Source organism: Phenylobacterium sp. RIFCSPHIGHO2_01_FULL_69_31 (assembly GCF_001824475.1).
Taxonomy (GTDB): Bacteria; Pseudomonadota; Alphaproteobacteria; order Caulobacterales; family Caulobacteraceae; genus Phenylobacterium.
Window position 1 is genome coordinate 11,763 of sequence record NZ_MHXN01000028.1, and the last position, 13,824, is coordinate 25,586.

Below are 13,824 nucleotides of genomic sequence, written 5' to 3' on the forward strand. Positions count from 1 at the left end.
ATCGCACCTCGTGCGGCGGGACGCGTCCATGACCGAGGACGACTTCCAACTGCGCGTCGGGCGCATCCGCTCGCGGCCATCTGGCGGCGCCCGGACCTTCGTGGGCCAGGCGCTCGCGGCGGCCGAACGGGCGGGCGGGCTGGCGCACCGCGCCACCGCGCGGACAGGCGCGTTCGGGCGCGGCCGGGCGGCGAGCCTGGCGGCGCACCGATCCGCGGCTCGGAGCCGCGGCGCCGTCGTCAAGGCGAGGGTGGTGCGGCAGGGCGGCGGCCGGGCGCCGCTCGCCACCCACCTCAACTACCTGCAGCGGGAAGGCGTCACCCAGGACGGCGCCCACGGCCGGCTGTTCGATGCCGACACAGACGCGGCGGACGCGCGCGGCTTCGCCCAGCGCTGCGAGGGCGACCGCCACCACTTCCGCTTCATCGTCTCGCCGGACGACGCCGAGCAGCTGTCGGACCTGAAGGCCTTCACGCGCGATCTGATGGAGCAGGCGCAGGCCGATCTCGGAACCCGCCTCGACTGGGTGGCGGTGGACCACTGGAACACCGGACACCCACATCTGCATGTGATCGTCCGCGGCCGCACCGACGAGGGCGCGGACCTGGTGATTTCACCCGACTACATCCGCGAGGGGTTGCGGGCCCGCGCCGGTCATCTGGTCACCTTGGAGCTCGGGCCGCGCACGGACGCGGAGCTGCGCCGGCGCATGGACCTTCAGATCGGCGCGGATCGCTGGACGAGCCTGGACCGGGGCTTCGCCCGGCTGGCCGACGAACAGGGCGTCGTGGACCTGCGCCGGGGCGCCGGCGCGCGTCCGGACGACCTCCATCAGGCCCGCGTCGCGCGGTTGCGCAAGCTCAAGGGACTCGGTGTCGCCGATGAACTGTCGCCGGGGCGCTGGCGCCTGGCGCCGGATGCCGAAGCGGCCCTGCGCGCGTTGGGTCAGCGGCAAGATGTGATCGCCCGCATGCACCGGGCGCTCGCCGATCAGGCCGTGGAGCGGGACCCGGCGCGGTTCGTGGTCGATGGCGGACCGCCGGAGGGGTTGCTCGGGCGGCTCGCCGGGCGCGGCCTGGACGATGAACTGCGCGGCAGCGGCTACGCGATCCTGGAAGGTCTCGACGGCCGCACCCACCACGTCCGGCTGGCCGACCTGGATGACGCCAGCGACGCCGCCTTGGGCAGCCTTGTCGAAGTGCGCCGCCGGGCGTGGGAAGGCCGGCGCAGCCGGTTGGTCCTGCAGGTCCGCTCCGACCTGGGCTTGGCCGAGCAGATCCGCGCCGAGGGCGCCACCTGGCTCGACCGGCAACTGGTCGGGCGCAATGCGGCCGGGCTCGGCGAAGGCGGCTTCGCGGACGAGGTGCGGGCGGCGCTGAATGCCCGCACGGACCACTTGGCGCAGCAGGGGCTGGCGCAGCGGCGCGGACGGCGCGCCGTGTTCGCCCGCGATCTCATCGAAACGCTGCGCCAGCGGGAGCTTGCGGCGGCATCGCGGCGGCTCTCCGGCCAGACCGGCCTGGAAGCGCAGGCGGTCGGGGCCGACGGCGCGGTGGCGGGGACCTACCGGCAGCGCCTGACCCTGGCCTCCGGCCGGTTTGCGATGATCGACAACGGGCTGGGCTTCACCCTCGTGCCCTGGCGGCCCGATCTCGAACGCCACCTCGGGCGCCACGTCGAGGGCGTGCTTACGCCAGGCGCCGGCGTCGCCTGGTCCTTCAGCCCCAAGCGCGGGCTCGGCCGATGAGGAGGACGCGGCCATGAACGGCACGAAGGTGATGTGGGGCCAGCTTGCGGCGGTGTTCGCCATTGCGTTGGCCGGCGTCTGGGCGGCGACGCAATGGACGGCCTGGCGGCTGGCGTTTCAGCCGGAGCTCGGACGGCCCTGGTTCGAGCTTGTCGGTTGGCCGGTCTATCCGCCGCCGGCCTTCTTCTGGTGGTGGTTCGCCTTCGACGCCTACGCCCCGAAGATCTTCCTCGAAGGCGCGATGATTGCGGTGACCGGCGGCGGGGCCGCCATTGTCGTCGCCCTAGCCCTGTCCATCTGGCGGGCGCGGGAGTCACGTTCGGTGACCACCTACGGCTCCGCCCGCTGGGCCAAGCCTCGCGAGGTGGCGGCCGCGGGTTTGCTCGGCGAGGACGGCGTGGTCCTGGGCCAGCTCGACGGCGCCTACCTGCGCCACGACGGTCCAGAGCACGTGCTCTGCTTCGCGCCAACCCGCAGCGGCAAGGGCGTGGGCCTGGTGGTCCCTTCGCTGCTCACTTGGCCAGGGTCGGTGATCGTCCACGACATCAAGGGCGAGAACTGGCAGCTGACCTCGGCCTGCCGCGGGCGGGTCGGGCGGGTGCTGCTGTTCGATCCCACGAACCCCGAGAGCGCCGCCTACAATCCGCTGCTGGAGGTCCGGCGCGGCGACGCCGAGGTTCGCGATGTTCAGAACGTCGCCGACATCCTGGTGGACCCGGAAGGGGCGCTGGAGCGGCGCTCCCACTGGGAGAAGACCAGCCACAGCCTGCTGGTCGGGGCGATCCTGCACGTGCTCTACGCCGGTCCCGACAAGACCCTGGCGGGTGTCGCCGAGTTCCTGTCCGACCCGCGCCGGCCGATCGAGGCGACGCTTCGGGCGATGATGGCGACCCCGCACCTGGGCGACCGGCCGCATCCGGTCGTCGCGTCCGCCGCCCGGGAGCTGCTGAACAAGAGCGAGAACGAGCGCTCCGGCGTGCTCTCCACCGCCATGTCGTTCCTCGGCCTCTACCGGGATCCCGTGGTGGCCAAGGTGACCAGCCGCTGCGATTGGCGCATCGCTGACTTGGTCGACGGCGCACGGCCCGTCAGCCTCTACCTCGTCGTGCCGCCGTCCGACATCAGCCGAACCAAGCCCTTGGTGCGCCTGATCCTCAACCAGATCGGCCGACGTCTCACAGAGGAGTTGAGCGCGAAGGCGTCGCGGCACCGCGTGCTGCTGATGCTCGACGAGTTCCCGGCGCTTGGACGGCTGGACTTCTTCGAGAGCGCGCTCGCCTTCATGGCCGGCTACGGCCTGAAGGCCTTCCTGATCGCCCAGTCCCTGAACCAGATCGAGAAGGCCTACGGACCGAACAACGCCATCCTCGACAACTGCCACGTCCGCGTCTGCTTCGCGACCAATGACGAGCGGACCGCCAAGCGGGTGTCGGATGCGCTGGGCACCGCGACCGAACTGCGGGCGATGAAGAACTACGCCGGACATCGGCTCTCGCCCTGGCTGGGTCACCTGATGGTCTCCCGCCAGGAGACGGCCCGGCCGCTGCTCACCCCCGGCGAGGTGATGCAGCTGCCGCCGGACGACGAGCTGGTCCTGGTCTCGGGATCGCCGCCGGTCCGCGCCAACAAGGTTCGCTACTTCGAGGACGCCCGCTTGCGACGGCGGGTTGGCCAGGCCGCAACGTCCAGCCCGGCGGCATCGCCGCCGGACGACTGGTCGTCTCTCAAGACGATCGCGGCGCCTGCCGCGCCGGTCCGGTCCCCGTCCGCCTTTAGCGAAGGGGATGCGGAGGAGGGCGGTCTCCGCCGCGAGCCCGAGCCGATGTTCGAGGATGCCGCAGAGCCGCCGCCGCCCGTGCGCGAGTTCGGCTTCTTCGAAGACGAGCCGGACGATGACGGCGAGGGCGCGGAGCAGGCGGCCTTGCAGACCCGCTTTCGCCGAGTCGCGCGCCAGGCCGCCCTCGATCCGGACGATGGACTGGAGCTCTGACGATGCAGAAGGCGAGACTGTCGGTCTATCTGGAGCCTGACACCTTGAAGGCCTTGGAAGCGCTCGCCGACCGACGAGGTAAGTCCAAGTCGCTGGTCGCGGAGGCGGCCATCGCTTCCTTCGTCTCTCCGGATGCGTCGGAGCGCCAGGAAGCGGCGATCACGCGGCGGCTCGACCAGCAGAACCGGGCCACGGAGCGGCTCGAACGCAATCTCGGCATCTCGATCGAGATGATGGCGCTGTTCGTGCGTTTCTGGCTCACCACCACGCCCGCCGTACCGGAGGCGGCGCAGGCCGCGGCCCAGGCCAAGGGCAAGGAGCGCTACGAGGGATTTGTCGAGGCGCTGGGCCGCCGGCTCGCGCGAGGCGTCAGCTTCACCCGCGAGATCTCCGAGGAGCGGACTGCGCCCGACTGAAGATCAAGCGATGCTGTGCTCGGAGGTGATTCGAGATGCTGTTTCGCGAGACCGAGTACGCTCGACCAACGCCGACGCAATACGCCCTCCTGGGCGAGGCGGTGGTCGACTGGTCCATCATCGACCTCTTGGTGGAGTCCTTGCTCGCCCGGCTCGTCCGTGCGCCGGATTTTCCGATGCTCGCCATCACCAAACGGCTCGGCGCCGACGCCCGCAACGCAGCCCTCCAGGCGCTCGCTGAGATGCATGAGCAACGGTACGGAGGGCGGGCCCTGCCTTCCGAGGCCGTCGCCAAAGTCGCGCTGATCCGCAAGCGCCTCGAAGCGTTGAAGCCGTTCCGGAACCGTGTGGCTCATTGGATCTGGATGCGGCAGTCCGACGACGCGTTGTTCGGTACGCCCATGGTCGGCCGCGTGCCGAAGCGCGGGCGTGACGAGGGCATGGTGATGACCAATGCCGAACTGCGCGCGCACCTCGACGAACTGCCGTCACTTGCCGCGCTCATCGAAGCGGCTTTGCAGGCCCTTCCGGAGGTCGACGAGCGCAGCCTGTTGTCCTGATCGGGCGGCGTGATCGCCGCCCGTCAGCAATCACGCGCTGTAGCCCTACTACGACAGAACCCTTGTTGAAGACCGGTCACTCCGGCGCTCATTAGTGACCCCGTTTTCTACGGCCAGCCGGCCGAAAACGGGAGCGTCCGGTGTCGATCACCCCGATCCGCAATGAGGTCTTCGTGCGCAGCGCCAGGATGCTGCGCACAGCCCTCGGCCCGCGCATCGCTGGCTGGCTCGATGACGCCGAAGTCGTCGAAGTGATGCTCAATCCGGACGGCCAGCTTTGGCTGGACCGGCTGGGCGCCGGCCTCCAGCGCACGGGTTGCGAGCTGACCCCCGAAGACGGCGAGCGGATCGTACGCCTGGTGGCCCATCACGTGGGCGCCGAAGTGCATGCGGGCGCCCCGCGGGTTTCCGCCGAGCTGCCGGAGAGTGGCGAGCGGTTCGAGGGACTGCTCCCGCCGGTCGTGGCGGCCCCCACGTTCGCGATCCGCAAGCCGGCCGTCGCGGTGTTCACGCTGCAGGACTACGTCGACGCCGGCGTCATGGGCGCGGCTGCGGCGGATGTCCTCCGCCGCGCGGTCGCCGAGCGGCGGAACATCCTGGTCGCCGGCGGGACCTCCACGGGGAAAACCACGCTGGCCAACGCGCTGTTGGCCGAGGTCGCCAAGACCAGCGACCGCGTGGTGCTCATCGAAGACACTCGGGAGCTTCAGTGCGCCGCGCCGAACCTGGTGGCGCTTCGGACGAAGGATGGCGTTGCCTCGCTGGCGGACCTCGTCCGGTCGTCCCTGCGGCTGCGCCCCGACCGCATCCCAATCGGAGAGGTGCGTGGCGCGGAAGCGCTCGACCTGCTCAAGGCGTGGGGGACCGGCCATCCGGGCGGCATCGGCACCATCCACGCCGGCACGGCGCGGGGCGCGCTGCGGCGGCTCGAGCAGCTGGTCCAGGAGGCGGTGCCGGTCGTCCCCCGCGCCCTGATCGCCGAAACCATCGACCTGATCGGCGTCCTGAACGGGCGAGGTGCGGATCGCCGCCTCACCGAACTCTGCGCCGTGACGGACCTCGCCGCCGACGGCGAGTACCGCATCGCCGACGTGAGCGCGGCTTCCCAAGGAGAGCTTCCATGATCCGCCGCATCCACGAGCGGCTCGCGAGTGCGAGCGCCCTCGCTACCGTCTGGCTGCTCGCCGGGCCGGCCTACGCCGCCGGCTCCTCCATGCCCTGGGAAGCCCCGCTGCAGAAAATCCTGCAATCGATCGAGGGCCCCGTGGCCAAGATCATCGCGGTGATCATCATCATCACCACAGGCCTGACCCTGGCCTTTGGCGACACCTCGGGGGGCTTTCGCCGGCTGATCCAGATCGTCTTCGGCCTCTCGATCGCCTTCGCCGCCTCCAGCTTCTTCCTGTCCTTCTTCTCGTTCGGCGGCGGGGCGCTGGTCTGATGCAGCAGACGCCCACGCCTCCTGGCTTCGAAGCCCCGGTTCACCGCGCCCTCACCGAGCCGGTGCTGTTGGCCGGCGCGCCGCGCGCCTTCGCCATCGTCAACGGCACCCTGGCGGCCGCCATCGGGCTGGGCCTGCGGCTGTGGATCGCCGGCCTGGCGCTTTGGCTGATCGGCCACGCCTTCGCCGTCTGGGCCGCTAAGCGCGACCCGCACTTCGTCGAGGTGGTGCGGCGGCACGTCCGCATCCCGCCTTACCTGGGGATCTGAGGCGATGTTCGACCTTCGCGAATACCGCCGACGTGCGGCCCAACTGCCCGACTTCCTGCCGTGGGCGGCTCTGGTCGAGCAGGGCGTGGTCCTCAACAAGGACGGCGGGTTTCAGCGCACCGCGCGCTTCCGCGGGCCGGACCTGGACTCGGCGACGGCGTCCGAGCTCGTCTCCGCCGCGGCGCGGCTGAACAACGCGCTGCGGCGGCTCGGTTCCGGCTGGGCCGTGTTCGTGGAAGCCCAGCGCAATGCGGCCGATGCCTACCCGCTCAGCGACTTCCCCGACCCGGTGTCGGCGCTGGTGGACGAGGAGCGCCGGGCTCAGTTCGAGGAATACGGGGCGCACTTCGACAGCGCGTACTTCCTGACCTTCGTCTTCCTGCCGCCCGCCGAGAACACCGCCCGGGCTGAGTCCTGGCTGTATGAGGGGCGAGAGCGCCGCGGCGTCGACTGGCGCGAGGCGCTGGCCGGCTTCGTCGACCGGACGGATCGGGTCCTGGCGTTGCTCGAAGGCTTTGTGCCCGAAGCGGCGTGGCTCACCGACGCCGAGACCCTGACCTACCTGCATTCGACGGTGTCGACCCACCGCCACCGCGTCGGCGTGCCGGACACGCCCATGCATCTGGATGTGCTGCTTGCCGACCAGCCGCTCACCGGCGGCCTCGAACCGCGGCTGGGAACGGCGCACCTGCGGGTGCTGACCATCAGCGGCTTCCCGGCTGCGACATGGCCCGGGCTGCTCGACGAGCTCAATCGCCTGGCGTTTCCCTACCGCTGGTCCACGCGCGCGATCTGCCTGGACAAGGTCGACGCCGCCAAGCTGCTGGGCCGGATCCGCCGCCAATGGTTCGCCAAGCGCAAGTCGATCATGGCGATCCTGAAGGAGGTGCTGACCAACGAGGCCGCGGCGCTGGTCGACACGGACGCTCAGAACAAGGCGCTCGATGCCGACGAGGCCCTGCAGGACCTCGGCGCCGACGTTGTCGGGCATGCCTTCGTGACCGCCACGGCGTGCGTCTGGGACGAGGACGCGGGCCGAGCCGACGCCAAGCTGCGGCTGGTCGAGAAGGCGATCCAAGCTCGCGACTTCACCTGCATGGTTGAGACCATCAACGCGGTGGAAGCCTGGCTCGGCAGCCTTCCGGGCCACGCCTACGCCAATGTGCGCCAGCCGCCGATCTCGACCCTCAACCTGGCGCACATGATCCCGCTTTCGGCGGTGTGGGCGGGGCCGCAGCGGAACGCGCACCTGAACGGACCGCCGCTGTTCTTCGCGCAGACGGAAGGCTCGACGCCCTTCAGGTTCTCGACCCACGTCGGGGACGTCGGCCACAGCATGGTGGTGGGGCCGACCGGGGCAGGGAAGAGCGTGCTGTTGGCGCTCATGGCCCTGCAGTTCCGCCGCTACCCCGCCGGCCAGGTCTTCGCCTTCGACTTCGGCGGCTCGATCCGGGCCGCGGCGCTGGCGATGGGCGGCGACTTCCACGATCTCGGCGGAGCGCTCGCGGACGATGAGACTCCGCCCGTCGCGCTGCAGCCGCTGGGCCACATCCAGGATTCGGCTGAACGCGCCTGGGCTGCGGAGTGGCTGGCTGGGGTGCTGGCCCGAGAAGGGGTCGCGGTCACGCCCGAGGTGAAGGAGCATCTCTGGACCGCGCTCCGATCGCTGGCCTCCGCCCCCGAGGCCGAGCGGACCCTCACCGGGCTGTCGGTCCTGCTGCAGTCCAACGCGTTGAAACGTGCCCTTCAGCCCTACACCGTCGCGGGTCCGTGGGGTCGGCTCCTCGACGCAGAGAGCGAGCGCCTGGGTTCGGCCTCCGTGCAGGCGTTCGAGACCGAGGGGCTAGTGGGCTCGGCGGCGGCGCCGGCCGTGCTCGCCTACCTGTTCCATCGGGTCCAGTCGCGGCTCGATGGGCGCCCGACCCTGGTGGTGGTCGACGAAGGCTGGCTGGCCCTCGACGACGCCACCTTCGGCGCCCAGCTGCGGGAATGGCTGAAGACGCTGCGCAAGAAGAACGCCTCGGTGGTGTTCGCCACCCAATCGCTCGCCGACATTGAGACGAGCGCGATCGCAGCCTCGATCATCGAAAGCTGCCCCACTCGCATCTTCCTGCCGAACGACCGCGCGCAGGAGCCGCAGATCGCAGCCGCCTATGCGAGGTTCGGTCTCAACGAGCGGCAGGTGGAGATCCTCAGTCGGGCGATACCGAAGCGCGACTACTACTGCCAGTCCCGTCGCGGGAACCGGCTTTTCGAGCTCGGGCTAGGGCGGGTGGCGCTCGCCTTCTGCGCCGCTTCCGCCAAGGCGGACCAGCTGGTGATCGCCGAGCTACTCGAACGTCACGGCCCCAGCGGGTTCGCGGCCGCGTGGCTCGAACACCGCAGCCTCCCGTGGGCGGCGGACCTGATCCGCCTGCAGGCCAAAGCGCCACCTCAACTGGAGATCGCCCGATGAAGACCCGCACGCCCTGGCTGGCCCCGCTCGTGTGCTCGACAAGTCTCGTCCTGGCCTTGCCCACCCCGGCGGGGGCGCAGCTCACCGTCTATGACCCGACCAACTACGCCTCGAACGTGATGCAGGCGGCGCGCGCCTTGGAGCAAATCAACAATCAGGTCCGCAGCCTGCAGAACCAGGCCCTGAGCCTGACGAACCAGGCTCGCAATCTGGCCCAGCTGCCGTACTCCTCGCTCCAGACGGTGCAGGGCAATCTTGGGCGCATCAGCGGACTGATGCAGCAGGCGCAGCGCGTCGCCTACGACGTCCAGGCGATCCAGCGAGAGTTCGGTAAGAACTACACGGTCAGCGCCGGAAGCCGCGACGCCGACCTGATCGCCTCGGCCAACGCTCGTTGGCTGAACTCGGCGGCGGCTTTCCAGCACGCCCTTCAGGTGCAGGCCGGGGTGGTGGCCGGACTGCCCAGCGCGCGCACCGAGCTGTCCAACCTCGTCGGCGCCAGCCAGGGCGCGGGTGGCATCCTCCAGGCGACCCAGGCCGGAAACCAGCTCCTCGCCCTGCAGAGCCAGCAGCTGACGGACGTCACCGCGATGATGGCCGCCCAAGGCCGCGCCGCGGCGCTGGAGCAGGCCGAGCGGGCAGCGAGCCGGGCGCAGGCGCAAGAGCAGTTTCGCCGGTTCCTGGATCGGCGCCAGGGTTATCAGGCCCATCCCGTGGAGATGTACCGATGACCCGCCTGATCCTGTCCGTTGCTTCCACCGTCGCCGTCCTGCTCGCCGCCGGCTGCGACCGCGCTTCTCCGGCCGCGAACGAAGCTCCAAAGGCAATGAGTGGCCCCGAGTTGGCACAGGAGCGCGACAGGTGCCGCGACCTTGGCCTCAAGGCGAATGACGACGCTGCGTGCAAGGCCGTCCTCCAGGAGCGCCGTGACCGCTTCCTCGGCAAAGACAAGGATCCGCCGAGATGAACCCCGGCGTCGCTGACCGCTTCCTGGATGTCTTCTCGCGCTACATCGACTCCGGCTTCGGCCTGCTCGGCGGAGAGGTTGCCTTCCTCGCGAGCACCCTGGTGGTGATCGACGTCACCCTGGCGGCGCTGTTCTGGTCCTGGTCGGCCGGCGACGACGTGATCGCCCGGCTCATCAAGAAGACGCTCTACGTCGGCTTCTTCGCCTTCCTGCTGTCGAACTTCAACGGACTGGCGAAAATCGTCTTCCAGTCCTTCTCGGGTCTGGGCCTCAAGGCTGCGGGCAGCGGCATGTCCGCCGCCGACGTCCTGCGGCCAGGCAAGCTGGCGCAATCAGGCATCGATGCGGGAAAGCCGATCCTGGAATCCGCCATGCAGATGTGCGGCTTCCCGCAGTTCTTCGACAACTTCCCTCAAATCGCGGTGCTGATGGTCGCCTGGCTGATCGTGCTGGTCGCCTTCTTCGTCCTCGCGGTGCAGCTCTTCGTCACCCTGATCGAGTTCAAGCTGACGACGCTGGCGGGCTTCATCCTGGTGCCCTTCGGCCTCTTCGGTCGGACGGCCTTTCTCGCCGAGCGCGTCCTCGGGAATGTCGTCGCCTCCGGCGTGAAGGTCCTGGTGCTCGCGGTGATCGTCGGCATCGGCTCCACCCTGTTCGGCGAGTTCATCCAGGACTTCGGCGGACAAGAACCTTCGCTCGAGGAGGTGCTCTCGCTGGCGCTGGCGTCGCTCTGTCTCCTCGGCCTCGGCATCTTCGGGCCCGCCATCGCCAACGGCCTGGTGTCGGGCGCGCCGCAGCTCGGGGCAGGGGCCGCCGTCGGGACTGGCCTTGCCGCCGGTGGCCTGGCGGCTGCTGGCGCCATGGGCGCGCGCGCCGCGATCGGCGCCGGCGTCGGGGGCGCGCGAGGCGCCATCGCTGCCGCGCGTGGCTTCCGCTCCGGCCCCTCGGGCTCCGGCGACAGCGGCTTGCGGCCCACTCCGCCCTCCGGACCCGGCGGCCCCTCGGGTGGTGGGTCTAGCGGCGGCGGCGCGCCGGCGTGGGCTCGCCAATACCAGCGCCGTCAGGAGGCCGCTCATGGCGCAGCGACCGCCGCGCACGCCCTTCGTTCCGGCGACCATCCCGGCGGCGGAACCTCCGTCTCGCTCGCAGAGGATCGGTCATGAACGTCTTCACTCGACCCGGGGTGCGCTATGGCGCGACCCCCGCCCTCGACACGCCTTACCAGCGCGCGGCGCAGGCTTGGGACGACCGTATCGGCTCTGCCCGGGTGCAGGCCCGCAACTGGCGACTGATGGCGTTTGGCAGCCTGCTGCTGTCCGCTGGACTTTCCGGCGCCCTCGTCTGGCAGGGCGCCCGGGGCTCGGTGACCCCCTGGGTGGTGGAAGTCGATCGGCTCGGGCAGACCCAGGCGGTTGCGCCCGCAATAGCCGGGTACAAGCCGACCGACCCGCAGATCGCCTGGCACTTGGCGCGCTTCATTGAGGAGGTCCGTTCGATCCCCGCGGATCCCGTCGTCGTTCGGCAGAACTGGCTGCGCGCCTATGACTACGCCACCGACCGTGGCGCCCTGGCCCTCAACGAATACGCCCGCGCCAACGACCCCTTCAGCAAGGTGGGCCACACCCAGGTCGCCGTCGATGTCTCCAGCGTCATCCGCGCTTCGCCGGATAGCTTCCGCGTGGCCTGGGTCGAGCGCCGCTACGTGGACGGGGCGTTGGCGTCCACCGAGCGCTGGACCGCCATCCTCACCGTGGTCCTGCAGCCGCCCCGCTCGACGGAGCAGCTTCGCAAGAACCCCTTGGGGGTCTTCGTCCACGCCCTGAACTGGTCACGGGAGCTGGGCTGATGCGAGCCTCGACCCTGATCCTGATGCTGGCCGGGACGGCCCTCAGCGGCTGCGCGACGATGCAGGCCGAGCAATCCAAGCGCATGTCTACGGTCGCTGTCACCGCGCCTGCGCTCGCGCCAGCGCCGGTTCCACGCCGCCCGATCGTCGTGGCTTCGACGCCGGTTCCGAACCCGCCGGAGCGCCCCGCGCGAAGGCCCAGGGCAGGCCCTGTCCGGCGTGCGCCGGAGAGCAGCGATCCCGCCGCCCGGGTGGCCAGGGCCAATGCCGCCGCCAGGGTGCAGCCGACCGGATCGGCCTATGCGAACGCCGCGCAGATCTACCCCTACGCTGACGGCGCTCTGTTCCAGGTCTACACCGCGCCTGGCCGCATCACTGACATCACGCTCGAAGAGGGCGAAACTCTTTCCGGAACGGGGCCGGTGGCCGCCGGCGACACCGTGCGCTGGATCATCGGCGACACGGAAAGCGGTTCGGGACCAAGCCGGCGGGTGCACATCCTGGTCAAGCCGACCCGAGCCGATCTGCAAACCAATCTGGTGATCAACACCAATCGCAGGACCTATCACCTGGAGCTGCGCGCGACGCCCGCGACCTACATGGCGTCGGTGGCTTGGCGCTACCCCGCCGATGAGGCCCTAGCGGCGGCCGAGAGCGTCGAGCGCTACGCGGCGCCCACCGTCGCCATCGAGCAGCTCAACTTCAACTACAAGATCTCCGGCGACCGTCCGTCCTGGCGTCCTGTGCGCGTGTTCGATGACGGCCGACAGACCTTCATCGAGTTTGGCCTCTCGGTGACACAAGGCGAGCTTCCGCCGCTCTTCGTAAGCGGCGCCGACGGGAAAGCGGCTGACCTCGTGAACTACCGGGTGAGCGGCCAGCGGATGGTGGTCGATCGCCTGTTCACTCGGGCCGAGCTGAGGCTCGGCGATCGTCGCGGCCAAAAGCGCGTGCGCATCGAACGCGGTGCGGGAGGATGACCATGTCCACGACCTCTCAGCTTCCAGGCCACGAGGGGGCCGAAGCGCTTCGGCTTCGCTCCGCCCGGCCTCGCGTGGCCCGCCTGTCGCGCAAGGTTCTGATCGCCCTGACGGCGACCTCGTCGGTCGCCGTGGTGAGCGCTGTGGCCTACGCCATGAGCACCCACGCTGGCGGCCCCGCGCCCGCAGAGGTCTACAACGTCGGGGGCCAGCCACCCGAGCGGCTCAACGCGCTGCCGCGCGATTACGGCGCCGCCCCGAGGCTCGGACCGCCACTGCCCGGAGATCTCGGACGCCCGATGCTGGAGGCCGAGGTCGCGCCGCCTCCGATGGCGCCGGTCCAGGACGCCGACGCGGGCCAGCAGGAGGCGCAGACGCGGCGGCAGCGCCTGCTGCAAGAGCGCGACGCGGCGCAAACTAGCCGGCTCTTTTCCACCGAGGCGCAAGGCCAGGCCGCCTCGTTGGCCGGAAGCGTCACGGGCCTTATTGAAGCCGCTGGGTCAGCTCGGGCCGGACGGGGCACAATCCTTGATGGTCCGGTGGATCGACGGACGACGAGCCCGGACCGGCTCGCGTCGCCACCATCGCCATTCGTGCTGCAGGCTGGCGCGACGATCCCGGCCGCGCTTCTCACCGGGGTGCGATCGGACCTGCCGGGGCAGATCGTCGGCCAGGTCACCGAGAACATCTACGACAGCGTGAGCGGCCGCTTCCTATTGATCCCGCAAGGATCGAAGCTCATCGGCGCCTACGATACTCAGGTCGCCTTTGGACAGAGCCGGGTGCTGTTGGCCTGGACGCGTTTGATCCTTCCGAACGGGCGCTCGCTCGTGCTGGAAAAGCTGCCGGCAGGTGACGCCCAAGGCTACGCAGGTCTGCAGGATCGGGTTGACCGCCACTGGGGCGCGCTGTTCGGCGCCGCTGCGCTCTCCACGATCCTCGGTATCGGCGCAGAACTCGGTGAGGAGGACGATGACGATGACATTGTCCAGGCGCTGCGGGATGGCGCGGCGAGCTCCTTCAACCAAGTGGGGCAGCAGGTAGTCGGACGCAGTCTGAACATCCCGCCGACGCTGACAATCCGACCGGGAGCCCCGGTGCGGGTGATGGTCACCCGCGACCTCATTCTTGAACCCTACAGAGGCTGAGAGGT

General features: G+C 70.0%; 14 protein-coding genes. All 14 read left to right on the forward strand.

All coding sequences use genetic code 11. The annotated features are described in order from the left end of the window. The first annotated feature begins 28 nt into the window (after positions 1-28). Complete coding sequence (locus A2790_RS14185; RefSeq protein ID WP_293392865.1) at positions 29-1,747, forward strand: DUF3363 domain-containing protein; 1,719 nt, start codon at positions 29-31, stop codon at positions 1,745-1,747. A 13-nt stretch (positions 1,748-1,760) separates the two neighbouring features. Continuing rightward, positions 1,761-3,737 (forward strand): conjugal transfer protein TraG, encoded by a 1,977-nt coding sequence (locus A2790_RS14190; protein ID WP_293392868.1) that lies wholly within the window; start codon positions 1,761-1,763, stop codon positions 3,735-3,737. Positions 3,738-3,739: 2 nt separating this feature from the next. Beyond that, a complete protein-coding gene (locus A2790_RS14195; RefSeq protein WP_257817754.1) occupies positions 3,740-4,153 on the forward strand; it encodes a CopG family transcriptional regulator in 414 nt (137 codons plus the stop codon). A 35-nt stretch (positions 4,154-4,188) separates the two neighbouring features. Further along, positions 4,189-4,713, forward strand: a complete 525-nt coding sequence (locus A2790_RS14200) for a hypothetical protein (RefSeq protein WP_293392874.1) — start codon at positions 4,189-4,191, stop codon at positions 4,711-4,713. Positions 4,714-4,901: 188 nt separating this feature from the next. After that, complete coding sequence (trbB, locus tag A2790_RS14205) at positions 4,902-5,837, forward strand: P-type conjugative transfer ATPase TrbB (protein WP_257819194.1); 936 nt, start codon at positions 4,902-4,904, stop codon at positions 5,835-5,837. Further along, on the forward strand, positions 5,834-6,154 hold the full coding sequence (locus A2790_RS14210; protein WP_293392876.1) for a TrbC/VirB2 family protein: 321 nt from the start codon (positions 5,834-5,836) through the stop codon (positions 6,152-6,154). The genes trbB and A2790_RS14210 overlap by 4 nt, the downstream gene beginning before the upstream one ends. Beyond that, complete coding sequence (locus tag A2790_RS14215) at positions 6,154-6,423, forward strand: VirB3 family type IV secretion system protein (RefSeq protein ID WP_012522068.1); 270 nt, start codon at positions 6,154-6,156, stop codon at positions 6,421-6,423. The genes A2790_RS14210 and A2790_RS14215 overlap by 1 nt, the downstream gene beginning before the upstream one ends. Positions 6,424-6,427: 4 nt before the next feature. Further along, positions 6,428-8,878 (forward strand): conjugal transfer protein TrbE, encoded by a 2,451-nt coding sequence (trbE, locus tag A2790_RS14220; protein WP_293392882.1) that lies wholly within the window; start codon positions 6,428-6,430, stop codon positions 8,876-8,878. Then, complete coding sequence (gene trbJ, locus A2790_RS14225; RefSeq protein ID WP_293392886.1) at positions 8,875-9,609, forward strand: P-type conjugative transfer protein TrbJ; 735 nt, start codon at positions 8,875-8,877, stop codon at positions 9,607-9,609. The genes trbE and trbJ overlap by 4 nt, the downstream gene beginning before the upstream one ends. Further along, positions 9,606-9,845, forward strand: a complete 240-nt coding sequence (gene trbK-alt, locus A2790_RS14230; RefSeq protein WP_293392889.1) for a putative entry exclusion protein TrbK-alt — start codon at positions 9,606-9,608, stop codon at positions 9,843-9,845. Before trbJ ends, trbK-alt begins: the two co-directional genes overlap by 4 nt. After that, positions 9,842-11,008, forward strand: coding sequence for a P-type conjugative transfer protein TrbL (trbL, locus tag A2790_RS14235; RefSeq protein WP_293392892.1), 1,167 nt, complete (start codon positions 9,842-9,844; stop codon positions 11,006-11,008). Before trbK-alt ends, trbL begins: the two co-directional genes overlap by 4 nt. Then, on the forward strand, positions 11,005-11,691 hold the full coding sequence (gene trbF, locus A2790_RS14240) for a conjugal transfer protein TrbF (protein ID WP_293392895.1): 687 nt from the start codon (positions 11,005-11,007) through the stop codon (positions 11,689-11,691). The genes trbL and trbF overlap by 4 nt, the downstream gene beginning before the upstream one ends. Continuing rightward, positions 11,691-12,671, forward strand: a complete 981-nt coding sequence (trbG, locus tag A2790_RS14245; RefSeq protein ID WP_293392898.1) for a P-type conjugative transfer protein TrbG — start codon at positions 11,691-11,693, stop codon at positions 12,669-12,671. The genes trbF and trbG overlap by 1 nt, the downstream gene beginning before the upstream one ends. 2 nt (positions 12,672-12,673) lie before the next feature. Further along, positions 12,674-13,819: a TrbI/VirB10 family protein gene (locus A2790_RS14250; protein WP_293392901.1), complete on the forward strand. Its 1,146-nt coding sequence runs from the start codon at positions 12,674-12,676 to the stop codon at positions 13,817-13,819. Positions 13,820-13,824: the final 5 nt, after the last annotated feature.

Excerpts from the sequence above, each read along its gene's own strand:
- A2790_RS14200 (WP_293392874.1), top strand. The coding sequence starts at position 4,189 with ATGCTGTTTCGCGAGACCGAGTACGCTCGACCAACGCCGACGCAATAC.
- trbF (WP_293392895.1), top strand. The coding sequence starts at position 11,005 with ATGAACGTCTTCACTCGACCCGGGGTGCGCTATGGCGCGACCCCCGCC.
- A2790_RS14210 (WP_293392876.1), top strand. The coding sequence starts at position 5,834 with ATGATCCGCCGCATCCACGAGCGGCTCGCGAGTGCGAGCGCCCTCGCT.
- A2790_RS14185 (WP_293392865.1), top strand. The coding sequence starts at position 29 with ATGACCGAGGACGACTTCCAACTGCGCGTCGGGCGCATCCGCTCGCGG.
- A2790_RS14190 (WP_293392868.1), top strand. The coding sequence starts at position 1,761 with ATGAACGGCACGAAGGTGATGTGGGGCCAGCTTGCGGCGGTGTTCGCC.
- trbK-alt (WP_293392889.1), top strand. The coding sequence starts at position 9,606 with ATGACCCGCCTGATCCTGTCCGTTGCTTCCACCGTCGCCGTCCTGCTC.
- trbJ (WP_293392886.1), top strand. The coding sequence starts at position 8,875 with ATGAAGACCCGCACGCCCTGGCTGGCCCCGCTCGTGTGCTCGACAAGT.
- A2790_RS14215 (WP_012522068.1), top strand. The coding sequence starts at position 6,154 with ATGCAGCAGACGCCCACGCCTCCTGGCTTCGAAGCCCCGGTTCACCGC.
- A2790_RS14250 (WP_293392901.1), top strand. The coding sequence starts at position 12,674 with ATGTCCACGACCTCTCAGCTTCCAGGCCACGAGGGGGCCGAAGCGCTT.
- A2790_RS14195 (WP_257817754.1), top strand. The coding sequence starts at position 3,740 with ATGCAGAAGGCGAGACTGTCGGTCTATCTGGAGCCTGACACCTTGAAG.
- trbB (WP_257819194.1), top strand. The coding sequence starts at position 4,902 with ATGCTGCGCACAGCCCTCGGCCCGCGCATCGCTGGCTGGCTCGATGAC.
- trbE (WP_293392882.1), top strand. The coding sequence starts at position 6,428 with ATGTTCGACCTTCGCGAATACCGCCGACGTGCGGCCCAACTGCCCGAC.
- trbG (WP_293392898.1), top strand. The coding sequence starts at position 11,691 with ATGCGAGCCTCGACCCTGATCCTGATGCTGGCCGGGACGGCCCTCAGC.
- trbL (WP_293392892.1), top strand. The coding sequence starts at position 9,842 with ATGAACCCCGGCGTCGCTGACCGCTTCCTGGATGTCTTCTCGCGCTAC.